We start from the raw sequence: 22,278 nt of genomic DNA, 5'->3' as shown, positions 1-22,278 counted from the left end.
TGCGCTCGGAACGGTCATTCATTCTTCTGGCCGGGCTTCACGTTCAGGTCGGCGGCCATCATCTTGTCCATGCAGACCGTATTGGGCTCGACGCAGCGGTTGACGATCGCGTGGAACAGGCTGGGGTCGACATTGCCGAACCGGCGGGCAGGCTCACGCTCGCTGGGCTTTTCCAGTTGCAGGTAGTCGGCGCGCCCCATGGCGCCGGACTCGGCCTTGGCCTTCTTGACCCAGTCGTCAAAGCCTTGCTGGTCCAGGCCGTGGAACTTGAAGCGCATGTGCGAGAAGCCTGCGCCGCTGTAGTTGGCGGAGAAGCCCTCATACTCGCCGGCCTTGTTGATGACCGCGTGCAGCTTGGTTTCCATGCCCGGCATCGCGTAGATCTGGCCGGCCAGGGCGGGAATGAAGAAGGAGTTCATCACGTTCGACGCGGTGATCTTGAACTGGATCGGCGTATCGACCGGCGCGGCCAGCTCGTTCACGGTGGCGATGCCCTGCTCCGGATAGATGAACAGCCACTTCCAGTCCAGCGCCACCACTTCGACCGTCAGGGTCTTGGTTTCCGGCGGGATCGGACGCTCCGCGTCCAGGCGCGACAGCGGACGGTACGGATCCAGCGTGTGCGTGGTGATCCAGGTCAGCAGGCCCAGGGCGATGATGATCAGCAGCGGCGCGCCCCAGATGACCAGCTCCAGGCGGGTCGAGTGGTCCCACTCGGGTTCGTAGGGTGCGGAGGTGTTGCTCTTGCGGTAGCGCCATGCGAACAGCACGGTCAGCGCGATCACCGGGACGATGATCAGGAGCATCAGAACGGTGGAAATGACGATCAGGCGTCCCTGTTGGGAGGCGATATCGCCGGACGGATTCATCACTACGGTGTTGCATCCAGCCAACAAAATAGCGGGCAGGAGGAACAATCCGCGACGGAGTATTTGAGAAACCATGGAGGAAAAGTCCAGTCGTATGTAGCAGAGCATGCTAATGTAACGGCAATAAAGTGTGTTGGCGATTGGACGTTTTGTCCCACCCCGTCATGCAGCACCCGCCGGGATGGGAGTTCGTACTGCGACTAAACCTCTAACAGTGGGAGACAAAGCCATGGCAAGCAGCATCCACAACGGTCAAGGTTCCAGCGAGTTCCGGCCGCAATCCAACGTCGCCCCCGCAACCCATAGTCATGGGCACATCGAACCAGGTGAAATCGCCGTCGGCGTGGTGATCGGACGGGCGTCCGAATATTTCGACTTCTTCGTATATGCGCTGGCATCCGTGCTGGTGTTTCCGGCCATTTTCTTTCCTTTCGAGAACAGGCTGGAAGGCACGCTTTACGCGTTCGTGATCTTCGCGTTCGCGTTCCTTGCCCGGCCTGTGGGCACAGTGATATTCATGGCGATCCAGCGGGCATACGGAAGAGAAGTGAAACTGACGCTGGCGCTGTTCCTGCTTGGTTTTTCAACGGCGGGTATTGCCTTGCTGCCAACTTATGATCATATAGGCGCATGGGCCATCATCCTGCTGTCCCTGCTGCGGGTCGGACAGGGCGTCGCGCTGGGCGGCGCCTGGGACGGCTTGCCATCCTTGCTGGCGATAAACGCTCCTCAGAACAGGCGCGGATGGTATGCGGCCCTCGGCCAGCTTGGCGCGCCGCTCGGATTCATCATCGCCGCCAGCCTGTTTGCCTACATGCTTGCGGATCTTACCACGGAAGATTTCCTGGATTGGGGCTGGCGCTATCCTTTTTATGTGGCGTTCGCGATTAACGTTGTCGCGCTGTTCGCCCGCCTGCGCCTGGTTTCCACGCCGGAATACGCCAAGCTGCTCGACGAGCGCGAGCTGGAACCGGCCGGCGTGGTCGAACTGTCCCGTACCCAGGGCCGCAACATCATCATCGGCGCCCTCGCCGCGCTGGCCAGCTACGCGCTGTTCCACCTGGTGACGGTGTTCCCGCTGTCCTGGGCCAGGCTGTACTCGCTGCGGGCCATGGATGACTTCCTGATCACCCAGATCATCGGCGCGGTCATCATGGCCTTGGGCATTGTCGCCTCGGGCCTGATCGCCGACCGTTTCGGCCGCCGCACCGTGCTGGGTTCGATGGCGCTGCTCATCGCCATCCTCTCCGCCTTCGTGCCGACCCTGATGAATGGCGGCGAATACGGCCAGAACACCTTCATCCTGATCGGCTTCGCATTGCTGGGCCTGTCTTATGGCCAGGCTGCCGGCGCCGTGACCGCCAATTTCCAGAAGAAGTATCGCTACACCGGCGCCGCGCTGACGCAAGACCTGGCCTGGCTGGTGGGCGCCGGTTTCGCGCCGCTGGTGGCGCTGGGCCTGTCGGCGCACTTCGGCCTGGCTTACGTGAGTTTCTACCTGCTGTCGGGCGCGGTTGGCTCGTTGGCGGCACTGAGCCTGAACCGGGCACTGGAAGCCCGGGAAGACTGAGGTACTGATAGCCGGCCGTTTCGGCATCGGCAAGAACAAAACCCGGAGGTTCGCTTCCGGGTTTTGTTTTTTCCGGCTGGTGCTATATTGGATTTCCTTACCATCCGCGTCAGAGCCTGCCATGCACTATCTGCTCATCTACGATTTCGTCCCCGACTATCTCGCGCGCCGCCCCGTCCATCGCAACGAGCATCTCGCATTGTGCAAAGAGGCGGTGGCCCGCGGCGAACTGGCGGCCGGCGGCGCCGTCGGCGATCCGCCCGAAAGCGGCCTGCTGCTGTTCAACGCTGCGGCAGCCCATGCCGAAGCCTTCGCCGCCGCCGATCCCTATGTCCGGCACGGGCTGGTGACGCGCTGGCAAGTCAAGCCCTGGGCCACGGTGGTCGGCATTCCCGAACTGGTGCCCGACCCGCTCTGAACGCCTGTCGCAGGCCATCAAGGCCGACGATGCCGGCGCCGTTTCATCGCGCCCGGTTAAAAACATTCAACTGCAGGCCGCAGGGGAAAACGGGATAATACGCGCCAGACATTGTCTACCGAATACAAAACGGCCAGGCCCACCCTGCCCAAGCCGTGATCGGAACCAGGCGCCACAAGGAGACCCGCAATGCCCCAGAGCCAGCCATTCGCCCGCACCGCCCGCCATCCAGGCAAGCCCGACCCGGTACGCATCGTCAGCCTGGAAGGCGGCGCCATGCACAAGACCTTCACCCTGGAGCCGGGCCGCACGCTGCGCGACGCCATGAGCATTCCGCTGGACGAGGCCGGCATCGCCGGCGGCACCGTGCGCTTTGAAAACCTGAAGGTGACGCCGCACCATTTCCTGATGCCGGCGGTGGCGGTGGACGACCAGCATGCCGCGTTCTACAGCGCGCCTTACGCCATCGAGGAAGGCACGGTCATCGAATTCGCCTGCGCCACCTATGGCCGCAAGGACGGCGCCCCCTTCGTGCATTGCCATGCCGTCTGGCGCGGCAGCGACGGCCAGCGCCAGGGCGGCCATATGCTGATGGACCAGACCATCGTGGCCGAAGCCTGCCAGGCGCAGGCCTGGGGCGTGCATGACGCCACCATGGCCACCAGGTACGATCCGGAAACCAATTTCACGCTGTTCCACCCCACCCGCCTGGAAGAGCGGACACACGCCGCCCAAGGCAAGCGCATCGTCCTGGCCCGCATCCGCCCGGATGAAGACCTGACCATGGCCATCGAAGAAGTCTGCCGCTCGCACGGCATCGGGCATGCCATCATCCGCGGCAGCGTCGGCAGCATCATCGGCGCCGATTTCGAGGATGGCCGCGTGCTGGAAGACCGCGCCACCGAGATCCTGGTGCGCTCGGGCGAAGTCAGGAGCGGCCCGCAAGGCCTGCGCGCGCAACTGGACATCGCGCTGATCAATCCGCAAGGCAAGGTATGCGAAGGCGTGCTGGCGCGCGGCCGCAATCCGGTGCTGATCTGTTTCGAACTGGTGATCGAAGAGCAATGACAATAAAAAACGTCGCCGTCATGATGACCGGCGACGTTCCGCAAGCCGCGGCCGGCGCGGCTTGCCCCCCTTCACTACTCCCCGCGCATGCCTGCGTGCGTTAAGCGCCGACCAGCTTCTTGAAGGTCGGCAATACCGCGTCGCCCTTGAACGGCTTGACGATCCAGCCCTTGATGCCGGCCGCCTTGCCGCGCTCCTTCATGATCGGCGAGTTCTCGGTGGTCAGCATGATGATGTTGACGCTGGCATTGCCCAGTTCGCCGCGGATCTTCTCGGCCATGGTCAGGCCATCCATGTTGGGCATGTTGACGTCGGAGACCACCAGCTTGATGGACGGATCGCCCTTCAACTTGCTCAGGCCGTCGCGGCCATCCACCGCCAGCGCCACGTCCAGCCCGTTCTTCCTGAGGAAGTCGCCGACTTCGGCGCGCACCGTGCTTGAATCGTCTACGACCAGAATTTGTGCCATGTTGTTGTCTCTCTAGATAGTCAAATTGAATTGCAATGGATAGTGCGGATGGTGCGGATGTTGGCTCAGAACAGTTCCAGCTCGCCGGTGCCGGCATCGGCCTCTTCTTCCGACACGGAAAAATCCATCTCCGCATAGGCCGATACGCACAGCGTGACGTGGAAACGCGGCGCCTGCGGCATGTCCACCGCCAGATGGCGGAGATGCCCGAGATTGAGCGTCTGCAGGTAAGCCGCGCAGTTCTTGTCGATCACGTTCGGCGTCGACATGCCCAGGTGCGGGAAGAAACGCCCCAGGTCGCGGTTCAGGATGCCGCAGCACAGGTTGCCGCATTCGGCGATGGCATCCATGAAGGCCTGCTCCGACATCTCTTCCGGGGCGACCCGGTTCAGGCGCGCGAAATGCGCCTTGGTGGCGGCGTCCGGCGTGAAATAAAACATCACCATCAGGCGGAACAGATAAGACGACACCGTCAGCACCACCATCTTCTTTTCGCTGATGGCGGAGATATCGTCGATGGCCGACATCCCGGCCTCGGTATCGGCAGGCACCAGGCTGGTCCTGAGCGCTTGCCGCAACAGCGTATCGAAACCGTCCTTGGCGGATTGGCTGATCATATCTCGCACTCCATCGTCAGGCCGCCTCGGCCAGCGCTTCCCGGGTCCGCTTGTTGATCAGGTCCAGCCCGATCACGGCGCTCATGATCATCTTGCCGCCGGCTTGCAAGTCCTGGAAGGTGGTGGTGGTGATCAGGTCGTTCTGGTACAGGTTGGCGCGATAACTCTTGGACAGTTTCTCGGCGCGCTGCGCCAGGTCGCGCACTTCCGACGCCACCACCGCGAAACCGCGGCCGTGCGCGCCGGCCCGGGCCGCTTCGATGGAGGCATTGAGGGCGACGATGATGACCTGGTTGACGATCAGCGCGAACTCGTCGTTCTTGCGGTGCATCTCGCGGTTATGGGAAATGAGCACGTTCATGTCGTCGTGCCAGCGCTCGAAGGTGCGCATCAGGCCCAGCAGCTTGGAAATCGTGTCCTGCGAGGCCTCGCAGTTTTCCATCACGCGCGCCATGCTTTGCGAATTCTGCTGGCTCAGATTCGCCACCAGCGCCTCGCTTTCGCCGCGCATCTCGGCCATGCGGCGCTCGCTTTCCAGGCGCTCCGCCTCGGCGTGCTGCCGGTGCTCGGCCACCTCACGCTGCTGCGCTTCCAGCGTTTCCTGCACGCTGCGCTTCAGGGATTCCACCTGCGCCAGGTCGATCATGCGCGCCGCGCGGGCCTTCTGGCGGCGCCACAGCAGCGCCATCGGGATGCCGGCCAGCAAGGCGCCCAGCGCCAGGAAAAGTATCGGGTTCCACACCATGACATTCATTTCTCACCACCATCGCTTCACATCTGCGCCAAAGCGCGCAATCCTGCAACACCGGGCCGGACACGGCCCCTCATGCCACCCGGGGATCGCCGCCCTGCGGCAGATTCACCGCCGGCGCGGCCTGTTCCTGGCCAGCCACGGGATATGGCACGTCGATGCCATCCACTTCCACCGCCACGCTCTCGGGCAGCATCACGATGATCTGGAACGCGCGGAAAGCGGCGCCTTCATCCTGGCCGGTGAAACGGATCTCGATTCTGCCCTGCTCGCGGGTGACGAAGTCCAGCACCGCATCCATGCCCACGCCGCGGCCGGAAACATCGGTCACTTCGCTGCGGGTCGAAAATCCCGGCTGCATGATCAGGTTGGCCAGTTCAACATCGGTCATGGCCTGGTCGACGCCGATCAGGTTTTTCTCTACGCCGATCTGCCGCACCCGCTCCAGCGCCAGCCCGCGGCCGTCATCGGACAGCGCCATCTGGAACATGTTGTCCATCACGCCCATTTCCAGCCTGATCGTGCCGGCTTCCGGCTTGCCCCCGGCCACTCGCTCTTGCGCGCTTTCCAGGCCGTGGTCCATGGCATTGCGGATCAGGTGCATGAACACGTTCTGCAGCAGCGGCGAGGCGAAGCTATGCACCACATAACCGTTGTCCTCGATCTCCACCACCGGCGCCGCCTTGCCCAGGTCGGCCGCCAGCGCAGGCAACGAAGCGGTCACCGGCGCCAGCACGTCCTGCACGCTCTCGGTGCCCAACAGGCGCAGCGTGCGGCGTACTTCGTTGCGCACCGCCACCAGCTCGTGCAGGTTCGCCGTATTGACGGTTTCCAGGCGCTGCAGGCTTTCCTGGATGTACTTGCGGTCGATGGTCATGATGTGGCGCTCGTAGCCGGCGCCCGCTTCGCCCGGCTCGGCGGCCGCGCCGCGCCCCAGCGTGACGTCGTTGATGCGCCCATAACGGTCGATGATCTCGCGCACTTGCGCCAGCTGCAGCAGCAGGTGCCCCTGGTTCCAGACGGCGCCGGTCTGCGGATGGCGCAGGTCGTCGTAATGCTGCTCGGCATCGTGCACCACGTTGGCCAGGTGCAACAGGCCGTAAGTGCGGCCATTGCCCTTGATGGTATGCATGTTGCGGAACAGCTTGGCGATCGCAAAGGCGGTGGCTTCCGGGTTCTGGTGGACGATCTGTTCGTTCTCGTCCAGGAAGCGGCGCGCGCTGCCGATGAATTCGCCGAACTTGGACGGCGCCACGGCCAGGATCTCGCCGATCATTTCCAGTTCGCGCTTCTGTTCGTTGGCTTCGGCCGCCAGCTGGCGCAGCTCGGTGACGTCGCGCACGCACAGCATCAGGCGGATCACCGTATCGTTGCCGTCGGTAATGGGCGACCACGACAAATCGAGGATCTTCTTGCCGCCGCCGGCCATGGTCTTCTCGACTTCGCCCACCATCAGGTGTTCGTTGAATTCGAAGTTCATCACGTCTTCGCCGATGCAGGCGCCGCCGATGGCTTCGATCTGCGACAGCGTATCGGCGCCCAGGTTGGTGCCGGAGAACACCAGCTCCATCACGTCGCGGCCGGCAATGTCGGCGGTCTCGAACACGGTTTCCAGGAAGGCCGAATATTCGGGGTGGATCTTGTTGCCGTCGACGATGGTCAGGATGCCTTGCGGGATGTTCTGCAGCATGGCCTGCATGTCGGCGGTCTTCTGGCGCACCTGCGCGGAAGCCTCTTCGATCTTTTCCACCATGCCGTTGAAGGCGACGATGGAGTGGCCGACCTCGTCCATGCGCTGCACCGGCAGGCGGCGGGTGAAGTCCTGGCTGGCGGCGATCTCGCCCATCATGCTCGACATGCGGCTGATCGGGCCGGTGATCTGGCGATACAGCAGGAAACCGATGCCGGCCAGCAGCAGCACGGCCACCGCAGTGACGATGGAAATCGTGGCCGTGGTCGACGACAGCTTGCCGTTGAGCGAGGTGATGGCCGCGTCCTTGAAACGGTTCTTCTCGATGCGCAGGGTGTTGACGATGCCTTCCAGTTCGGTCTGGTACTGCATCACCCCGCCGAAGAACTGCGCCTGGGCGATCTCGTTCTTGCCTGCGAGCTTGAACTTGGCGGTGTTGTCGATGGCGCCGAAGTAGTTATCCAGGCTCTCGCGCGCCTGCTCGACCAGGCCGCGCTGGGCGACGCCGTCGGCATGCTGGGCCTGCATCTCCAGGGCCTTTTCCAGCGCCGCCTTTTTTTCGGCCAGCTTTTCGTTTTCCTGGGCTACCAGCTGGTTGTCGGCTTCGGTGACCATCACCATGGCCGCCAGTTGCACATCCTTCAGCTGCCCCATCAGGTCGGACGAGGCCAGCACGCTCGGCATCACCCCTTCCGTAACCGACCTGACCTCCGCCGCGCTGTCGCGAGACTGGATCATCGCGTAGCCGCCGATGCCGGCGATGGCGATGAATGTAAGTATGACGAGCAGCGTGATGCGCAGACGGATGGTCATTGAGTTCCCCTTGTGAAGGCGATCCGTGGCGCGGGTTCACGATCATCCCTGGAAAGTGAACAAAAAATCAGGCCGTAGCGGACGCGGGGCGGATTGTTGCATCGAAGTATTACGACTCAATGACAATAGAATTTCCAAGTCATGCCAAGAAATACGGCTCGTATTTTGGGGGGACAAGCCTGTTTGTTTTTGGTGTGTGGGGGGAACGCGCAGCAGGCGGCCGGCCGATCGACGGCGGCTCCCGGGGCGGGCCGCCTGGCGGACATGTCCCAGCCTGGGGGGCAAGAAATAAAGCGGCGGCCTCAGCGCGATGGCCGCTTGCCGCTCCACAGCTTGAGCGCCAGCGCCACCCACACCAGCAGGAACAGGGTATTGCATGGCAACCAGATCATCTGGGTCCAGACATAGTCGCTAACCCAGCGCGATACCGTCTCGCGGCAGCCGCAATACTGGTCGGCATACAGCAGCTCTCCCGATTCGCGCGCCGATGCGTATTGCGCCCACAAGAAAGCCAGCATGAGCGGGATCAGGACCACGCCGAAGGCGCACCACCGCCTGGTTTTGCGCTGCCGCCGGCGCCAGTCGGTGCCGCGCGGCGGTTTTTTCCCCTCCGGTTCGCGCGGAGGCATGCCTGACGCGCCCCCGCATCCGCTCATCGCATCGCTGTGCATTTTTTCCCCTTGCACGTGCATGTGTTTTACGCCCCTGGATCTCCGTACGGCCGCCTGCTAGACGCCCTCCGCCGCATGACGATCGCCTGCCGGCCGCCCTGGCGGGAAGCCGGTATTTCTTCGCATCTGGATGAACATATCGGACAGGCAGGACGCTTGCCCAGGCAAGCGTGTCCGGATGGGCTGAACCGGGGAGAAAACCCCGGCTCGCATTTCAGCGGTATCGGCCGATGGCATGGATATTCCATGCAGAGCCGCCGCCAATGTCTATTCGAGCGTCAAATCAGGCCATCCCCATGAATGGCCATCATTTGCTCTCGCAATAGGAGATTTGCCCAGAACCAATACGATACGTTTCGTCTCGGATTCTAGGTGCAAATTATCTAGCACTCAACAAAATTTACGATTGTTAGCTCGAATATTTACTCAGTCCTGTGATGACGCTGTGACGGAATGCTCAAGGGCGATCGTGCCGAGCACCAGCTTCAATTGCGCATTGACCTGGCGCTCATCGATGTCGGCACTGCCGGTAAGAAGCCGCTGCAACAAGGGGGCGTACAGCAGATCGAAAACCAGGTCCAGGTTGAGATCGTCCCTGAACTCGCCGCGTTGGGCGCCGCGGCGCAGTGCTTCCACCAGCGCCGAACGGCGCGGTTCCAGATAGTTGTCATTGAAGATGCGCATGGCATCGCCATCGAACTGCGCCAGCGCGATCATCTCCCGCACCACACGCCCGCTCTTGCCGCGAAACAACTGCGCCAGGCGGGTGACGTGATCTTCGATATCCTGGCGCGCGGAGCCGCTATCGCCAATCGACGGCATCGGCTCGACCGCGCGCAGCAGCGCTTCCATCGCCAGCGCGCTCTTGTTGGGCCACCAGCGATAAATGGTCGCCTTGCCCACGCCTGCGCGCGTGGCCACACCTTCCAGCGACAGCTTGTCAAAGCCGATCTCCTCCAGCATCACATAGGTGGCGTCGAGGATGGCGTCGTGGCTGACCGCGTTTCTGCGGCGGCCGGTGGCCGGATCGGAAATGAAGGTGAGAGAAATGATGTGCTCCAATGACAATTGCAGGTAATCCGTGTTGTATAACGGCATGCCTTGCTACAACTTGAGCATTTTTGCCGGCAAAAACAGGAAATTGTTGCAACAAACCCGGAGCAGCTTTGCCTGGCGCCGCCCAGGAACAGGCAGCGCCTCACATCATGAAATATTTAATCAAATAAAATCAAATACTTAAAAACGATAATTAAAGTGATTTATTAAATTTATTCTCACCCTGATCGCGGCTATTTCAACGGCCGAATGCCTCCTGCCGCCTCAATGTTGGGCAGTAACACCATCCAGCAGCCGCCCTGTACGACTCAGGCGCGGCAGGTAGCCGCGCTCGGCATCCAGTGAAAACGCAATGCGACGGGTGCGCCCCATCAGCTCATCGCGGCCGAAGAAGCCGTAATAGCGCGAGTCGGCGCTGTTGTCCCGATTGTCGCCCAGCATCAGGTAATGCTCGGCCGGCACCACCACCGGACCATAGCTGCTGCGCAGGCTGGGATGCGATTGCGACAAGCGCACCAGATGGGACATATCGCCCAGGCGCTCATCGCGGTAGGCGGCCTCGTCGATGCCGTCACCGGCTTGCGCCTTGACCGCGGCATGGCTGTAGCTGGCGGCCTGGCCATTGATATACAGGACGTTGTCGCGCAGTTCCACCACGTCGCCGGGCAGGCCGATCACCCGCTTCAACAGCAGTTCGCCGGCTTCCTTCGAATCGACGGTCACGATATCGCCGCGCTGGGGTTCGCCCAGGCGGGCGATGCGCAGATGCGTCAGCGGCACGCGCAGGTCGTAGGCCGTCTTGTCGACCAGGATGCGGTCGCCGACCAGCACCGTCGGCAGCATCGAACCGCTGGGCACCACGTTGTAGTCGGCGATGGCGCTACGGAATACCACCATCAGCGCCATGAACACCAGCACGCCCTTGTATTCGCCCAGCAGGCTCTTGATCGGTTTCATGGGATTTTCCTTGTCGATTGGCAATGGATTGGATATGGGAATCACAATGCGGCAGAGGACGATCCGGTTGACCGCCCTCTGCCGCATGACAGCCGTTATCGTATCGTTTTCAGCGCCACTGTGCCGGCGCCGAGCGCAATGGCGAAGCCGGCAGCTCCCAGCTCATGGGCACGCCGGCGATGGACAACGGCGTACGCAAGCGGCGCGCCGGCCCCCAGACGGTATTTTCCACGGCCGTCCCCAGATCGCCGGGCTGTTCGGCCGCGAACGCCGGTTCGGCGCCTGCCGGACGGTGCGCCGCCAGCAATTGCGCCGCCAGCAATTGCGCCGTGCGCGCCAGCGACAGGCGATACTCGCCGCCCTGCCCGGCCTGCTGCCGGCGCACCAGGCCGCGCAGCGCCGAGGCGGCCATCAGGTAGCCGGTAGCGTGGTCCAGCGCCTGCACCGGCAACGGGGTCGGCTGGTCGCGGCCCAGCAGGCGCATGCCGGCATCGGCGATCCCCGAACTCATCTGCACCAGGCTGTCGAAACCGCGCCGGCCGGCCCAGGGGCCGCTCCAGCCGTAAGCATCCAGCGCCACATCCACCAGCGCCGCATTGAGCTGGCGCCGCCGCGCCGCGCCCAGCCCCAGATGCTCCAGCGCCTGCGGACGGTAGCCATGCACCAGCACATCGGCCCGGGACAGCAGATGTTCCAATACGCGCCGGTGATCGGGCCGGCCCAGGTCGAGATGGGCGCAACGCTTGCCCAGCGTCATTTCCGGCACCACGCCCGGCTCGTCCCAGGAGGATGGATCGATGCGCAACACCTCGGCGCCGAAAGCCGCCAGGAAGCGCGTGGCAGTCGGCCCGGCCAGCACCCGCGTCAGATCCAGCACCCGCACGCCCGCCAGCGGCCGCGCCGGATCGGCGGGCGTCGTGCGTCGCCAGCCGGCGTCGAACGCCTGGCGCCCGACCAGCGATTCGGCGGCAACCGCCATCCCCTGCGGGTGGACGGCCCATTGCGACTGGCTGCGCATCTCCGCCGCGCATCCCTTGTTGCCCACGATGGCAGCCTCCAGCTCGCCCGCCTTCCAGCGCGCCACGGCTTGAGCCACCTGTTCGCGCGACGCTGGTTGCGCATCCAGCCCCAAGACCTGCAAGGCTGCCGCCCGGTGATGCGGCGCATTGGTATGCAACCGGATCCAGCCGTCGGCGCTGCGGTAGTCGCCCGCCACCGAATCCCACAAGGCCGGCGGCGTCCAGCCCTGGGCCCGCAGCGAGCCGGAAAACCACATCGAGGCCAGCCGCCGGTCGCATTCCACCGACGGCAACGGGCCGCCTGCGGCCTCGGCCAGTTCGGCGACCGCCAGTCCGGCAGCGGCCAGCGAGGCTTGCGCCAGGTCGCTGGCGGCAAACACCGAGGGCAACGCGCCGTCGCCAACCAGGCGCACGCTGGAGAGCATGGCTTGCGGGCCGTCCAGCGCGGCCCAGATTTCGGCCAGCATGGAGGCGGCCACCGGTGTGGTTGTCGTGGCGGCAGATTCTTGGGGCATGGCGAACTCCTTCTTGTGATCGTCCGGAATTGAGGATGAGGGCAGCTTAATCCCTCCGGCCGCCCTGTCAATCGCCGCCGCACAGCCAACCGTGGCGCGGCGGGTCACAAGCCGGCATCCCGGCGACGAGCGCCAGCAGCCGAAAGGTTAAAATCCCGGGATATGGAGAGCGCATGAAAATCCTGATTGTCGAAGATGAACAAAAGATGTCCGATTACCTCTGCAAGGGCCTCACCGAGCAAGGGTGCGCGGTCGACCTGGCATCCAACGGCATCGACGGCCAGCGCCTGGCGATCCAGCACGACTACGACGTGATCGTGCTGGACGTGATGCTGCCGGGGCTGGACGGTTTCTCGGTGCTGCGCTCGCTGCGCACGGTCAAGCAGACCCCGGTCATCATGCTGACCGCGCGCGACAGCGTGGAAGACCGCATCAAGGGCTTGCATGACGGCGCCGACGACTACCTGATCAAGCCCTTCTCCTTCCTCGAACTGCTGGCCCGCCTGCAGGCGCTGACGCGCCGCGGCCGCTCGCAGGAACCGGCGCAGCTGCGCATCGGCGACCTGCAGATCGACCTGATCAGCCGCAAGGCCTTCCGCGGCGCCGCTCGCATCGACCTCACTGCCAAGGAGTTCGCGCTGCTGGCGGTGATGGCGCGCCGCCAGGGCGAGATCCTGTCCAAGACGGCGATTGCCGAACTGGTGTGGGACATGAATTTCGACAGCAACACCAATGTGGTCGAAGTCGCCATCAAGCGCCTGCGCGCCAAGATCGACGCCCCGTTCGACCAGAAGCTGCTGCACACCGTGCGCGGCCTGGGCTATGTGCTGGAGCCGCGCGCCGCGGCCGACGTCGTGGCGGACTGAACGCGCCATGCAGCATTCCAGCCCAGCCCCCGAGCGGCCGCAACGCTTCCTGCCGCGGCGGCAGTCGATCACCGCGCGACTGGTATGGATGTCGGCGGCGTCGGCGCTGTTCATCTTCGCGCTCACCGGGATCGTGCTCTACACCGTGCTCAAGGAAGAGCTGCTGCGCCACGAGCGCGACGGCCTGGTCACCACCTTGAACGACATCAGCTTCCAGATCTCGCGCGCCGGCAACACCGAGCGCTGGTCGCGCGTGCAGCTGAAACTGGCCGCGCTGTCGCAGGCCGACCAGCGGGTGTCGTTCTGGATCTCCGGCGACGATGAACGTTTCCGCTATGGCGACCTCTCGCGCCTGCAACACGAGACGATCGAGCATGACAACAATGCCGTGGGCATGCTGCGCCTGGCGGGCAAGGAATACCCGCTGCACACCATGACGCGCACCCTGCCCGCGTTCGAGGAACGGCCCGAAGTGCGGGTGACCGTCGGCATCGATACCGAACCCTATTTCGCGATGCGGCGCACCTTCCTGATGGCGACCTTCATGTTCTCCCTGCTGGGCATCGTGCTGGCGGTGATTTCCAGCTACTGGATCGCCCGCGCCGGGCTGGCGCCATTGCGGCGCATGTCGGCGCACGCCCAGGGCTTCTCGCCGCGCAAGTTGTCGGCGCGCATGCCGGTCGGATCGCTGCCGGAGGAATTGTCGGTCCTGGCGCACGCCTTCAACGGCGCGCTGGAACGCATCGAGGATGCCTATACCCAGCTGGAAGCCTTCAACGCCGACGTCGCCCATGAGTTGCGCACGCCGCTGGCCAACCTGATCGGGGAAACGCAGGTGGCGCTGGCGCGCGAGCGCAGCGCCGGCGAGTTCAAGGACGTGCTGCAATCCAACCTGGAGGAGCTGGACCGCATCCGCTCCATCATCAACGACATGCTGTTCCTGGCGCGTTCCGACCAGGGCGAGGCCGCCACGTCGCTGGTGCATGCGCGGGTGGCCGACGAGGTGCAGAAGACGGTCGACTTCTTCGAGTTCGTGCTGGACGACGCCGGCATGGACATCGCCGTCAGCGGCGACATTCAATCCACGGCAATGATGGAGACGGCGCTGTTCAGGCGGGCGCTGACCAACCTGATCCAGAATGCCATCCAGCATTCGCCGGCCGGCGCCCTGATCCGCATCGACATCGCCGCGCAAGAGGACGGCGTGCGCATCGCCGTCACCAATCCCGGCCAGCCCATCGACGCGCGCCATTTGCCGCGCCTGTTCGACCGTTTCTACCGGGTCGACACCGCGCGCCAGGACATCAACGGCAGCCACGGCCATGGCCTGGGGCTGGCCATCGTCAAGGCGGTGGCGCGCATGCATGGCGGCCGCGCCTTCGCTTCCAGCGCGGATGGCTGCAACAGTATTGGATTCACTATTTCCCAGGCTTGACGCCCTAACCGCCGTCATCCCGGCGAAGGCCGGGATCCAGCGTCGTTCAGCGTTCCGGGATATGCAGCAAGCGTCTGCAGCAAGCGTCGCTGGGTCCTGACTTTCGTCAGGACGACAGTGTTACTCAATACCCGCGCCGCATATCCACATTGGCAGGTATCTCGCCGGTCTGGCGGTAATGCCGCACATTGCCGGCCACGATCGCCGAAGCCGTCTCGCGATTGGTCGGCGCCGAGCAATGCGGCAGCACCGTGACATCGGGATGGTCCCAGTGCCAGCTGTCGACCGGCAGCGGCTCGGTGGCGAACACGTCCAGCACCGCATGGCGCAACGCGCGCGCATCCAGCGCAGCGCGCAACGCCTGGTCGTCGACGATGGGCCCGCGCGCAAAATTGATCAGTTGGGCCTGCGGCGGCAACAGCGCCAGGCGCTGCGCATTCAGGAGGCCGCGGGTGTCGCCGGTAAGCGGCAGCAGGCACACCAGGATATCGCTCATGGCCAGCATCTCGGCCAGGCCCGGCTCGCCGCTGAAGGTGCGCACGCCGGCCAGCTCGCGCCGCTTGCGGCTCCAGCCGCATACCTTGAAACGCGCCTGCAGCAGCGCCTCCGCGGCCGCCTCTCCCAGCGCGCCCAGCCCCAGGATGCCAACCGTGCGCTGCTCGGGCAGCACATATTGCTCCGCCTGCCAGAGGCGCGAGCGCTGGCGCTGCGCATACAGCGGCATGTCGCGATGCAGGTAGAGCGTCCACGCCAGCACCGCTTCGGCCATGGTGGCGGCCAGCCGGGGATCGACCAGGCGGGTCAGCTGCAGGCTGCTGTCGCCGAGATCCTCGACCAGCCGTTCGACGCCGGCCCATACGCTATGCACCCACTCCAGCTGCGGCAGGCGCTTGAGTTCGGCCGGATCCGGATTGGCCACCACCGCCAGCTTGCATTGCGCCCGTTGCGCCGCGTTCAGTTCGCCCATCTCCACCACGCACTCGCCCGGCATGGCCGCGCGCAGCGCCTTGAGCCAGGCCTGCACCGCGGCGACATCGCCCTGGCTGACGAAAGGGATCGGCGCCATCGCCGGGCCAGCCGCCCCGCTCATTTGGCGTAGACCTGTTCCAGGCTGCCGAAGCCCTTGACCTCGATCGGATTGCCGAACGGGTCCAGGAAGAACATCGTGGCCTGCTCGCCCGGTTCGCCGGCGAACCGTATCTGGGGCTCCAGCACGAACTCCACCTTGCCGCTGTCGCCCAGGCGGGCAGCCAGCTGCTTCCAGTCGTCCATGGCCAGGATGATGCCCAGGTGCGGCATCGGCACCATGTGGTTGCCGACCCGGCCGGTATTGGAAACCGCAAAAGGCTCGCCCAGGTGCAGCGATAACTGGTGGCCGAAGAAATCGATGTCGACCCAGGTGTCGGTGCTGCGGCCTTCTTCGCAGCCGAGCAGGCCGCAATAGAAGCCGCGCGCCTGGTCGAGGTCGCGCACGTGATAGGCCAGGTGGAAGATCGATTTCATGGGGTTCCCTCGATAGCAAAAATGAACAGGTACGGAAAGGGCCTTAGGATAGCCGCTGCCCATCAAAAGAGATAGCATGTAATTTTTAATCGATTCGAAAGAATTTTTTATGGATAGCCGCTATCTCAAAAGCCTGATCGCCGTCATCGACAGCGGCTCCATTGCCGATGCCGCACGCGCCGAAGGCCTGACGGCGGCGGCCGTGAGCCAGCGCATCCAGGCGCTGGAACGTTCGCTCGGCTTCGCACTGCTGTCGCGCGCCGGCCATGCCGCCCGCGCCACCGAGGCCTGCCTGGCGCTGCTGCCGCGGGCGCGCCGCATCGTGCACGAAGTCGCCTTGCTGGCCGGCGACGCCGACGACGAAGGCTTGACCGGCACGCTGCGCGTCGGCGCCATTTCAACCGCGCTCACGGGCCTGCTGCCGGCCGCCCTGCGCATGCTGACGCAACAGGCGCCCGGCATGCGCCCGAGCATCGTCCCCGGCACCTCGCGCTCGCTTTACCAGGCCCTGCTGGCCGGCGAGATCGACGCCGCCATCCTGGTGGCGCCGCCGTTCGAATTGCCCAAGACCCTGCGCGCGTGCACGCTGCGCCGCGAGGAATTGATCCTGCTGGCGCGGCGCAAGCTGCGCGGCGACGCCGCCACGCTGCTGCGCACCCAGCCCTATATCCGATACGACCCGTCGGCCTGGGGCGGCCGCCCCGCCCAGCGCTACCTCGATGACCAAGGCCTGCAACCGGCGCTGCTATGCGACCTCGATGCCCTGGAAACCATCGCCATGCTGGTGGCCGATGGCGTCGGCATAAGCCTGGTGCCGCGCTGGAGCGGCCTGGAAAAACTCGCCGCCGGCTGCCGCATGGCAGCGGTCGAAGGCGAAGGCCATGCGCGCTACTCGCGCGACATCGTGCTGCTCATGCCCGCCCAGGGCGAACGTCCCAATATGCTGAAAATGTTGTCGCAGGCCATTCCGTCGGCCGAACCGGCCTGAAATTCAATAGCAATTCAATAGCAATTCAATAGCAATTCGATAGCAATTCGATAGCAAGAGGCGGAGTGCGCCGGCCCGGCAACCGGCCCACACTGGGCATTAATGCCGTTCAGTTAAGCCGAAATTTCCCTGTCGCCCTGACGAAGGTCAGGGTCCAGCGTCGCGTCATTCGTCATTCAACGGCCAATTCAACGGCCATTGAGGCGCAACGAAAGACACTGGATCCCGGCCTTCGCCGGGATGACGATTCACTGATGGAAGGCTTAACTGAACAGCATGACACACTGAGCATATTCATCGACCAGGATTTGCCATGCCCACCAACCCTACTCCCCTGTTTCCTCCCTTACCGCTGGAAGCCCCCGATGCCGGCGCGAACCTGCAGCAGCGCATCGCCGCACAAGCATGGAACGACATCGTCGCCGCGCTGCATGCCGATGGCTGCGCCTTGATTCCCGCCCTGCTGGATGCGCAGGAAGCGCTGCGGCTGGCGGCCCTCTACGACGACGACAGCCTGTTCCGCTCGCGCATCGCAATGGCGCGCCACAACTTCGGGCGGGGCGAATACAAATACTTCCGCTACCCGCTGCCGGCGCCGGTACAGGCGCTGCGCAGCGCCTTCTATCCGCACCTGGCGCCGCTGGCCAACCACTGGAACGCCCTGATGGATATCGGCGTGCGCTATCCCGCCACGCACGCCGAATTCGTGCGCCGCTGCAACGAAGCCGGGCAGGTACGCCCGACGCCATTGCTGCTGCGCTACGAGGCCGGCGACTATAACTGCCTGCATCAGGATTTGTATGGAGAACACATGTTTCCGCTGCAGGTGGCGATCCTGCTGTCGGAACCGGGGCGCGATTTCAGCGGCGGCGAATTCGTGCTGACCGAACAGCGCCCGCGCATGCAGTCGCGCCCGCAAGTCGTGCCGCTGCGCCAGGGCGACGCGGTGGTGTTCGCGGTCAGCCAGCGTCCGGTGCCAGGCGCGCGCGGGCCAGGGCATGTCTACCGGGTCAACTTGCGCCATGGCGTGTCGCGCCTGCGCAGCGGGCGGCGGCATACGCTGGGCATCATCTTCCACGACGCCGCATAGCGCTTCAATCCGGCGGGATATTCAGCGCGGCTTGGCCATCGCCTGGACGGCCGGCTCCAGGCGGGCGCGCTGCTGGATGCGCGCCTTGCGCTTGCGCACCCAGATCACCACGCCGGTCACCGACAGCATCGCCACCAGCGCGCCCATGAAGGAAATCAGGATGCGCCCCGGCAGGCCGAGAATGCGGCCGGAATGCAAGGGGAATTGCGCCTGCAGGAAGATGTCGCCGGCGCTGCCGTTGCCCGGCACGCGGCCGCCGGCGTAAGCGCCGGTATTGGAATCGAAATACAGCCAGGCATTGCCCAGGCCGCCGTCGCCATGATCGTTGCCGGCCTGGAAAAAGCCCACGCCATACACGCCGAACATCGAGGAATAGAACACGCCGCCGACCGGCTCGGCCAGGCCCTGCTTGCTTCCTTCCTGCCGGCCCAGCGCGACCGCCTGTTCACGCGAGATGCGGGGTTCGACCGCCTTTTCCGGCGCCACCGGGGTACGCGTATCGAAGGGGCCGGGCGTCAGGGTCGAGACGGTTTGCAGGATGGGACGCATGACCTGGCGCTCCAGGTTCATCGACACCGACGTCACCGCCAGCACCAGCAGCAATGCCCATACCCACACGCCGCCGGAGCGGTGCAGGTCGAAATTGAGCTTGTGGCCGCCGTCGCGCCAACGGAAGGCGAACGATTTGCGCCAGCTGCGCCAATTGGGAAAGGACAGGTAGAGCGCGATGAAGCAATCCAGCGTCCATACGATGCCGATGATCCCCATGAGCCAGACGCCGGTTTCGATGCCGCCCATGTCGGGCAGGTGCATCGTGTAGTGCAGCTTGTACAGGAACGGCAGCAGGTTCTCGCGCGACAGCGACACCGCTCCCCACATGCGGCGGCCCTGGATCTCGGCGGTAACGGGATCGACCGCGATCTGGTTATAGTCCAGCGCATAAGGCTTCCCGCTAGCGGGATCGATGCGCGGCTCGACCATCATGCCGATGGTGTGTCCGGGCTCGCCTTGGGTCAGCACATAGGTCACCCGCAGCCTGGGCTCGGCCTGCTCCACCAGGTTGGCCAGTTCCAGCCCGCCTTTGGGAGCGCCGGCGCCGGGCTGGCCGGCGCTGTTGGCCTGGAACAGGCCGGGATTGAGCCAGGCATCGAGCTCATGATCCCAGGAGATAACCGCGCCGGTGGCGCCGGAAATGAAAAGAAAGACCGCGGCGGCAAGGCCGAACCAGCGGTGGATGATGACGAACAGTGCGCGCATTGCTGTTTTACCTGGCTACTTTGGGTTTTGTCGGCTGGCTTGAATGATCTTCGGCGCTACGCCGATATCGCTTTGGAACGGCAACCTCTACAAGCACAAGCGACAGCCTTCCGGAGAGAACGGGAAGGCTGTCGATAATTGAGAACGAGAATTGCTTCTTTTTCGATATTTTACTACCTACGCACCTGCGATCAGAAAATCAGAAAATCAGAAGATCAGAAGTCCACCTTGGCGCTCACGCTGAAGGTGCGCGGATCGCCTGGCTTGATGTAGTTCTCCCACTGGTATTGCCAGTAGCGCTTGTCCAGCAGGTTGTTGACCGCGGCCCGGAACGTGGTGTCGTACTTGCCGATGCGGGTGGTGTAGCTGGCGCCAAGGTTGAACAACGCATAGCCGGGCGCCTTGAGGTCGTTGGCCGCGCGCAGCATGGTATTGCCGGTGTACTTGGCGTCGGCCATCAGTTTCAGGCCGGCCAGTTGCGGCACCAGGTAGGACAGCTGCGCGGTCGCCACCATGTCCGGCGCGCCGGCCACGCGGTTGCCGGTGTAGGCCGAGCCCTTGCTGTACTTGGAATCGAGGAACATCAGGCTGCTGCCCAGTTGCCACTGCGAACCCAGCTTCAGTGCGCCGCCCAGCTCCAGGCCCTGGTAGTCGGATTGGCCATCCTGCACCAGCGCGCCGCCGGAATCGGTGTATTCCGCCGCCCGCTCGATACGGAACAGCGCCGCCGTGGCGCTCCAGAGGCGCTGGTCGGTCTTCACGCCCACTTCATATTGCTTGCTCATGAGCGGCTTGAGTTGCTGGCCGTAGTTGGTGTTGGTCGTGGCGGGCGTGCCGCCCTGCTCCAGCGACTCCACATAGCTGCCATAGACCGTGGTGTTCGGTTCAGGCTTGAACATCAGGGCCACCGTCGGGGTCAGCGCCGACTTGTCGTAACGGGCGGTCCGGGCGCCGGTGGCGTCGAAGCTGTCCTGCTGGAACTCGTTATAGCGGGCGCCCGCCAGCAGCGACCAGCGGTCGGAGAACTTCAGGGTATCGCTGGCGAACACCGCCTGCTGGGTAATGATGCCGGCGTGGTAGGTCTGCAGGTCGGTAGAACTGTCATGCGCATTGGTGTTTTGCGTGTACAGGTTGCCGCTGCCGATCTGCTGGTAGTACTGCGCGACCGAATAATTGTTGACCTGCTTTTGCCAGGATGCGCCGAGCACCAGCTGGTGCTCCAGGAAACCGGTTTTCGCATTGCCTTCCAGCATGGCCTGCCATTGGTCGAAGACGTGGCCTTCGCGCGAATCGGAGCGCCAGTCGGCGTAATTGCCGGCGGCATCGGTCAGGCTTGCGATGCCTTCGTTGCGGAAGCGCTTGGAGGTGCTGTGGCTATAGCTGAGGTTGGCTTTCCAGTCCGGCGTGATGCGATAAGTCAGGCCGGTCTGGTACAACTGGAAATTGGTGTCGATATGCTGGCCGGGGCCTACCAGGTTGCGGTTGCCGCCGCTGATAACGGCCGGCAAACCGCCGCCGGCCAGGCCGGTTGTGACGATCGACGGCGTCTGGTCTTTCCCGTTGCTGTTCTGCCAGATCGCCTGGAAATCCCAGGTCAGGTCGCGCGTAAGCCGCGCATCCAGTGCCAGCGATACCGAATCGCGCTTGAGATGCCCCTCGTTGAAGGTCTCGCCCTGGTCATGCGTGGCATTGAGGCGATAACCGAACATCTGGTCATTGCCGAAGCGCCCGCCCAGGTCGACGTGCTCGCTCCAGAGGTTGTTGCTGGTATAGCCCACGCTGACGCTGCGTACCGGCGTGTCGGTCGGCTTCTTGCTGATGTAGTTGATCAGGCCGCCCGGCGAACCGAAGCCATACATGAAGCCGGACGAACCCTTGAGCAGGTCGATGCGCTCGAAATGGTCGTAAGGCAGCGTGATGGCGTAGCTGAGGAAAGGCTTGCCGTCGATGCGGAAGGAATTCTGCCAGTCGGCCGGCAAGCCGCGGATGGAGATGTAGGACGCCCAGGAGCTATAGCCGCCGCTGCTGTCGCTGACCGATGCATCGTTGAAAAACACGTCGCCCAGCTTGAGGATCTGCCGGTCGGCCAGTTCGTCGGCAGTGATGCTGGTGAGGGAGAACGGCGTATCCAAGATGGAACGCGAGCCCAGCGCGCCGCTGCTCGACTGGATCTGCAAGTGCTGCGTACCTTGGCCTTCGCCGCTGCCGGTGACGGTCACCGTGGGCAGGTTGGCGCCCTGGGCGTCTACGGCCTGGGAATCTGCGGCTGGCGCCTGCTGCTCAGCCGAGGCCGGTGCGGCCTGGGCCGCAGCCGGCATGCTTGCCAATGCCGGCGCCCCGGCCAGGGTCATATAAACAAGCGCCTTGCGCAGCGCGCGGATCATGACGCGCGGCCGCGTCGGAATCGGATGATGGCGGTTCAAGTTTTACCTTTTCAACAATTTAATATAAATACAAATGGTAATTGTTCGTATTTATATTAAATAAAACTAGTAAAAAAGGGAACAAGACTTACAAAGTTTGATCGTTGCCGGCGCGCTTCGATAGCGCCTTGGCAAGCTGCCGACGCCCAGGAGAGAGGCCAGTAAAGAGCCCAGGAAGGAAGAAAAAACGGCGGAACCGCCAGTGCACAGCCAGAGAAAACGCGACTGCCGCC

20 protein-coding genes are annotated in these 22,278 nt (G+C 63.9%); 7 read left to right on the top strand and 13 right to left on the bottom strand.

Translation table 11 applies throughout. The features are described 5' to 3' along the window. Positions 1-14: 14 nt before the first annotated feature. Entirely contained in the window at positions 15-944 is a 930-nt protein-coding gene (gene cyoA / locus FB598_RS17420) for a ubiquinol oxidase subunit II (protein ID WP_141916929.1), read from the bottom strand. Positions 945-1,098: 154 nt separating this feature from the next. Here cyoA and FB598_RS17415 point away from each other — a divergent pair, with 154 nt between their 5' ends. From FB598_RS17415 to FB598_RS17405, 3 genes are all read left to right on the top strand, one after another. After that, entirely contained in the window at positions 1,099-2,439 is a 1,341-nt protein-coding gene (locus FB598_RS17415) for an MFS transporter (RefSeq protein ID WP_141916927.1), read from the top strand. A 121-nt stretch (positions 2,440-2,560) separates the two neighbouring features. Beyond that, on the top strand, positions 2,561-2,857 hold the full coding sequence (locus FB598_RS17410; protein WP_141916924.1) for a YciI-like protein: 297 nt from the start codon (positions 2,561-2,563) through the stop codon (positions 2,855-2,857). Positions 2,858-3,046: 189 nt separating this feature from the next. Then, a complete protein-coding gene (locus FB598_RS17405) occupies positions 3,047-3,925 on the top strand; it encodes a PCC domain-containing protein (RefSeq protein WP_141916922.1) in 879 nt (292 codons plus the stop codon). A 100-nt stretch (positions 3,926-4,025) separates the two neighbouring features. On the opposite strand, the gene FB598_RS17400 is transcribed toward FB598_RS17405, so the two are convergent. From FB598_RS17400 to FB598_RS17365, 8 genes are all read right to left on the bottom strand, one after another. Next, positions 4,026-4,394 carry a response regulator gene (locus FB598_RS17400; protein ID WP_141916919.1) on the bottom strand — a complete coding sequence of 123 codons (369 nt, stop codon included), beginning with the start codon at positions 4,392-4,394 and terminating at the stop codon, positions 4,026-4,028. A 65-nt stretch (positions 4,395-4,459) separates the two neighbouring features. Next, on the bottom strand, positions 4,460-5,011 hold the full coding sequence (locus FB598_RS17395; protein WP_141916917.1) for a hypothetical protein: 552 nt from the start codon (positions 5,009-5,011) through the stop codon (positions 4,460-4,462). 16 nt (positions 5,012-5,027) lie between these two features. Then, a complete protein-coding gene (locus tag FB598_RS20970; protein ID WP_141917089.1) occupies positions 5,028-5,756 on the bottom strand; it encodes a methyl-accepting chemotaxis protein in 729 nt (242 codons plus the stop codon). Positions 5,757-5,835: 79 nt separating this feature from the next. Then, positions 5,836-8,265: an ATP-binding protein gene (locus FB598_RS17385; RefSeq protein ID WP_141916915.1), complete on the bottom strand. Its 2,430-nt coding sequence runs from the start codon at positions 8,263-8,265 to the stop codon at positions 5,836-5,838. Positions 8,266-8,567: 302 nt separating this feature from the next. Continuing rightward, the gene (locus FB598_RS17380; RefSeq protein ID WP_255464054.1) at positions 8,568-8,894 is read right to left on the bottom strand and encodes a hypothetical protein; all 327 of its coding nucleotides are present in this window, start codon (positions 8,892-8,894) and stop codon (positions 8,568-8,570) included. A 468-nt stretch (positions 8,895-9,362) separates the two neighbouring features. Next, positions 9,363-10,034 (bottom strand): TetR/AcrR family transcriptional regulator, encoded by a 672-nt coding sequence (locus FB598_RS17375; RefSeq protein ID WP_141916913.1) that lies wholly within the window; start codon positions 10,032-10,034, stop codon positions 9,363-9,365. 222 nt (positions 10,035-10,256) lie between these two features. Further along, positions 10,257-10,949: a signal peptidase I gene (gene lepB, locus FB598_RS17370; protein WP_141916911.1), complete on the bottom strand. Its 693-nt coding sequence runs from the start codon at positions 10,947-10,949 to the stop codon at positions 10,257-10,259. A gap of 109 nt (positions 10,950-11,058) precedes the next feature. Further along, positions 11,059-12,483 carry a CoA transferase gene (locus tag FB598_RS17365; protein ID WP_141916909.1) on the bottom strand — a complete coding sequence of 475 codons (1,425 nt, stop codon included), beginning with the start codon at positions 12,481-12,483 and terminating at the stop codon, positions 11,059-11,061. A 173-nt stretch (positions 12,484-12,656) separates the two neighbouring features. Between FB598_RS17365 and FB598_RS17360 the strand changes: the two genes are divergently transcribed. Then, positions 12,657-13,349, top strand: coding sequence for a heavy metal response regulator transcription factor (locus tag FB598_RS17360; protein WP_141916907.1), 693 nt, complete (start codon positions 12,657-12,659; stop codon positions 13,347-13,349). 7 nt (positions 13,350-13,356) lie between these two features. Then, positions 13,357-14,784 (top strand): heavy metal sensor histidine kinase, encoded by a 1,428-nt coding sequence (locus FB598_RS17355; protein WP_141916905.1) that lies wholly within the window; start codon positions 13,357-13,359, stop codon positions 14,782-14,784. Positions 14,785-14,908: 124 nt separating this feature from the next. On the opposite strand, the gene FB598_RS17350 is transcribed toward FB598_RS17355, so the two are convergent. Together FB598_RS17350 and FB598_RS17345 are read right to left on the bottom strand one after the other, a co-directional pair. After that, positions 14,909-15,874 (bottom strand): glyoxylate/hydroxypyruvate reductase A, encoded by a 966-nt coding sequence (locus tag FB598_RS17350; RefSeq protein WP_141916902.1) that lies wholly within the window; start codon positions 15,872-15,874, stop codon positions 14,909-14,911. Next, positions 15,871-16,287, bottom strand: a complete 417-nt coding sequence (locus tag FB598_RS17345) for a VOC family protein (protein ID WP_141916900.1) — start codon at positions 16,285-16,287, stop codon at positions 15,871-15,873. The genes FB598_RS17350 and FB598_RS17345 overlap by 4 nt, the downstream gene beginning before the upstream one ends. Before the next feature lie 109 nt (positions 16,288-16,396). Here FB598_RS17345 and FB598_RS17340 point away from each other — a divergent pair, with 109 nt between their 5' ends. After that, positions 16,397-17,275 (top strand): LysR substrate-binding domain-containing protein, encoded by an 879-nt coding sequence (locus tag FB598_RS17340; protein ID WP_141916898.1) that lies wholly within the window; start codon positions 16,397-16,399, stop codon positions 17,273-17,275. 313 nt (positions 17,276-17,588) lie between these two features. After that, a complete protein-coding gene (locus FB598_RS17335; RefSeq protein WP_141916896.1) occupies positions 17,589-18,365 on the top strand; it encodes a 2OG-Fe(II) oxygenase in 777 nt (258 codons plus the stop codon). Between the two features lie 21 nt (positions 18,366-18,386). Here the strand turns inward: FB598_RS17335 and FB598_RS17330 are convergent, their stop codons facing one another. Both FB598_RS17330 and FB598_RS17325 read right to left on the bottom strand, forming a co-directional pair. Continuing rightward, entirely contained in the window at positions 18,387-19,622 is a 1,236-nt protein-coding gene (locus tag FB598_RS17330; RefSeq protein WP_141916895.1) for a PepSY domain-containing protein, read from the bottom strand. A gap of 215 nt (positions 19,623-19,837) precedes the next feature. Then, on the bottom strand, positions 19,838-21,973 hold the full coding sequence (locus tag FB598_RS17325; protein ID WP_255464055.1) for a TonB-dependent siderophore receptor: 2,136 nt from the start codon (positions 21,971-21,973) through the stop codon (positions 19,838-19,840). Positions 21,974-22,278: the final 305 nt, after the last annotated feature.

It is taken from the genome of Herbaspirillum sp. SJZ106, assembly GCF_006715495.1.
Lineage (GTDB): Bacteria > Pseudomonadota > Gammaproteobacteria > Burkholderiales > Burkholderiaceae_D > Herbaspirillum.
The sequence above is the reverse complement of the archived record's forward strand: the minus strand, read 5'-3'. Positions and strand labels throughout refer to the sequence as shown.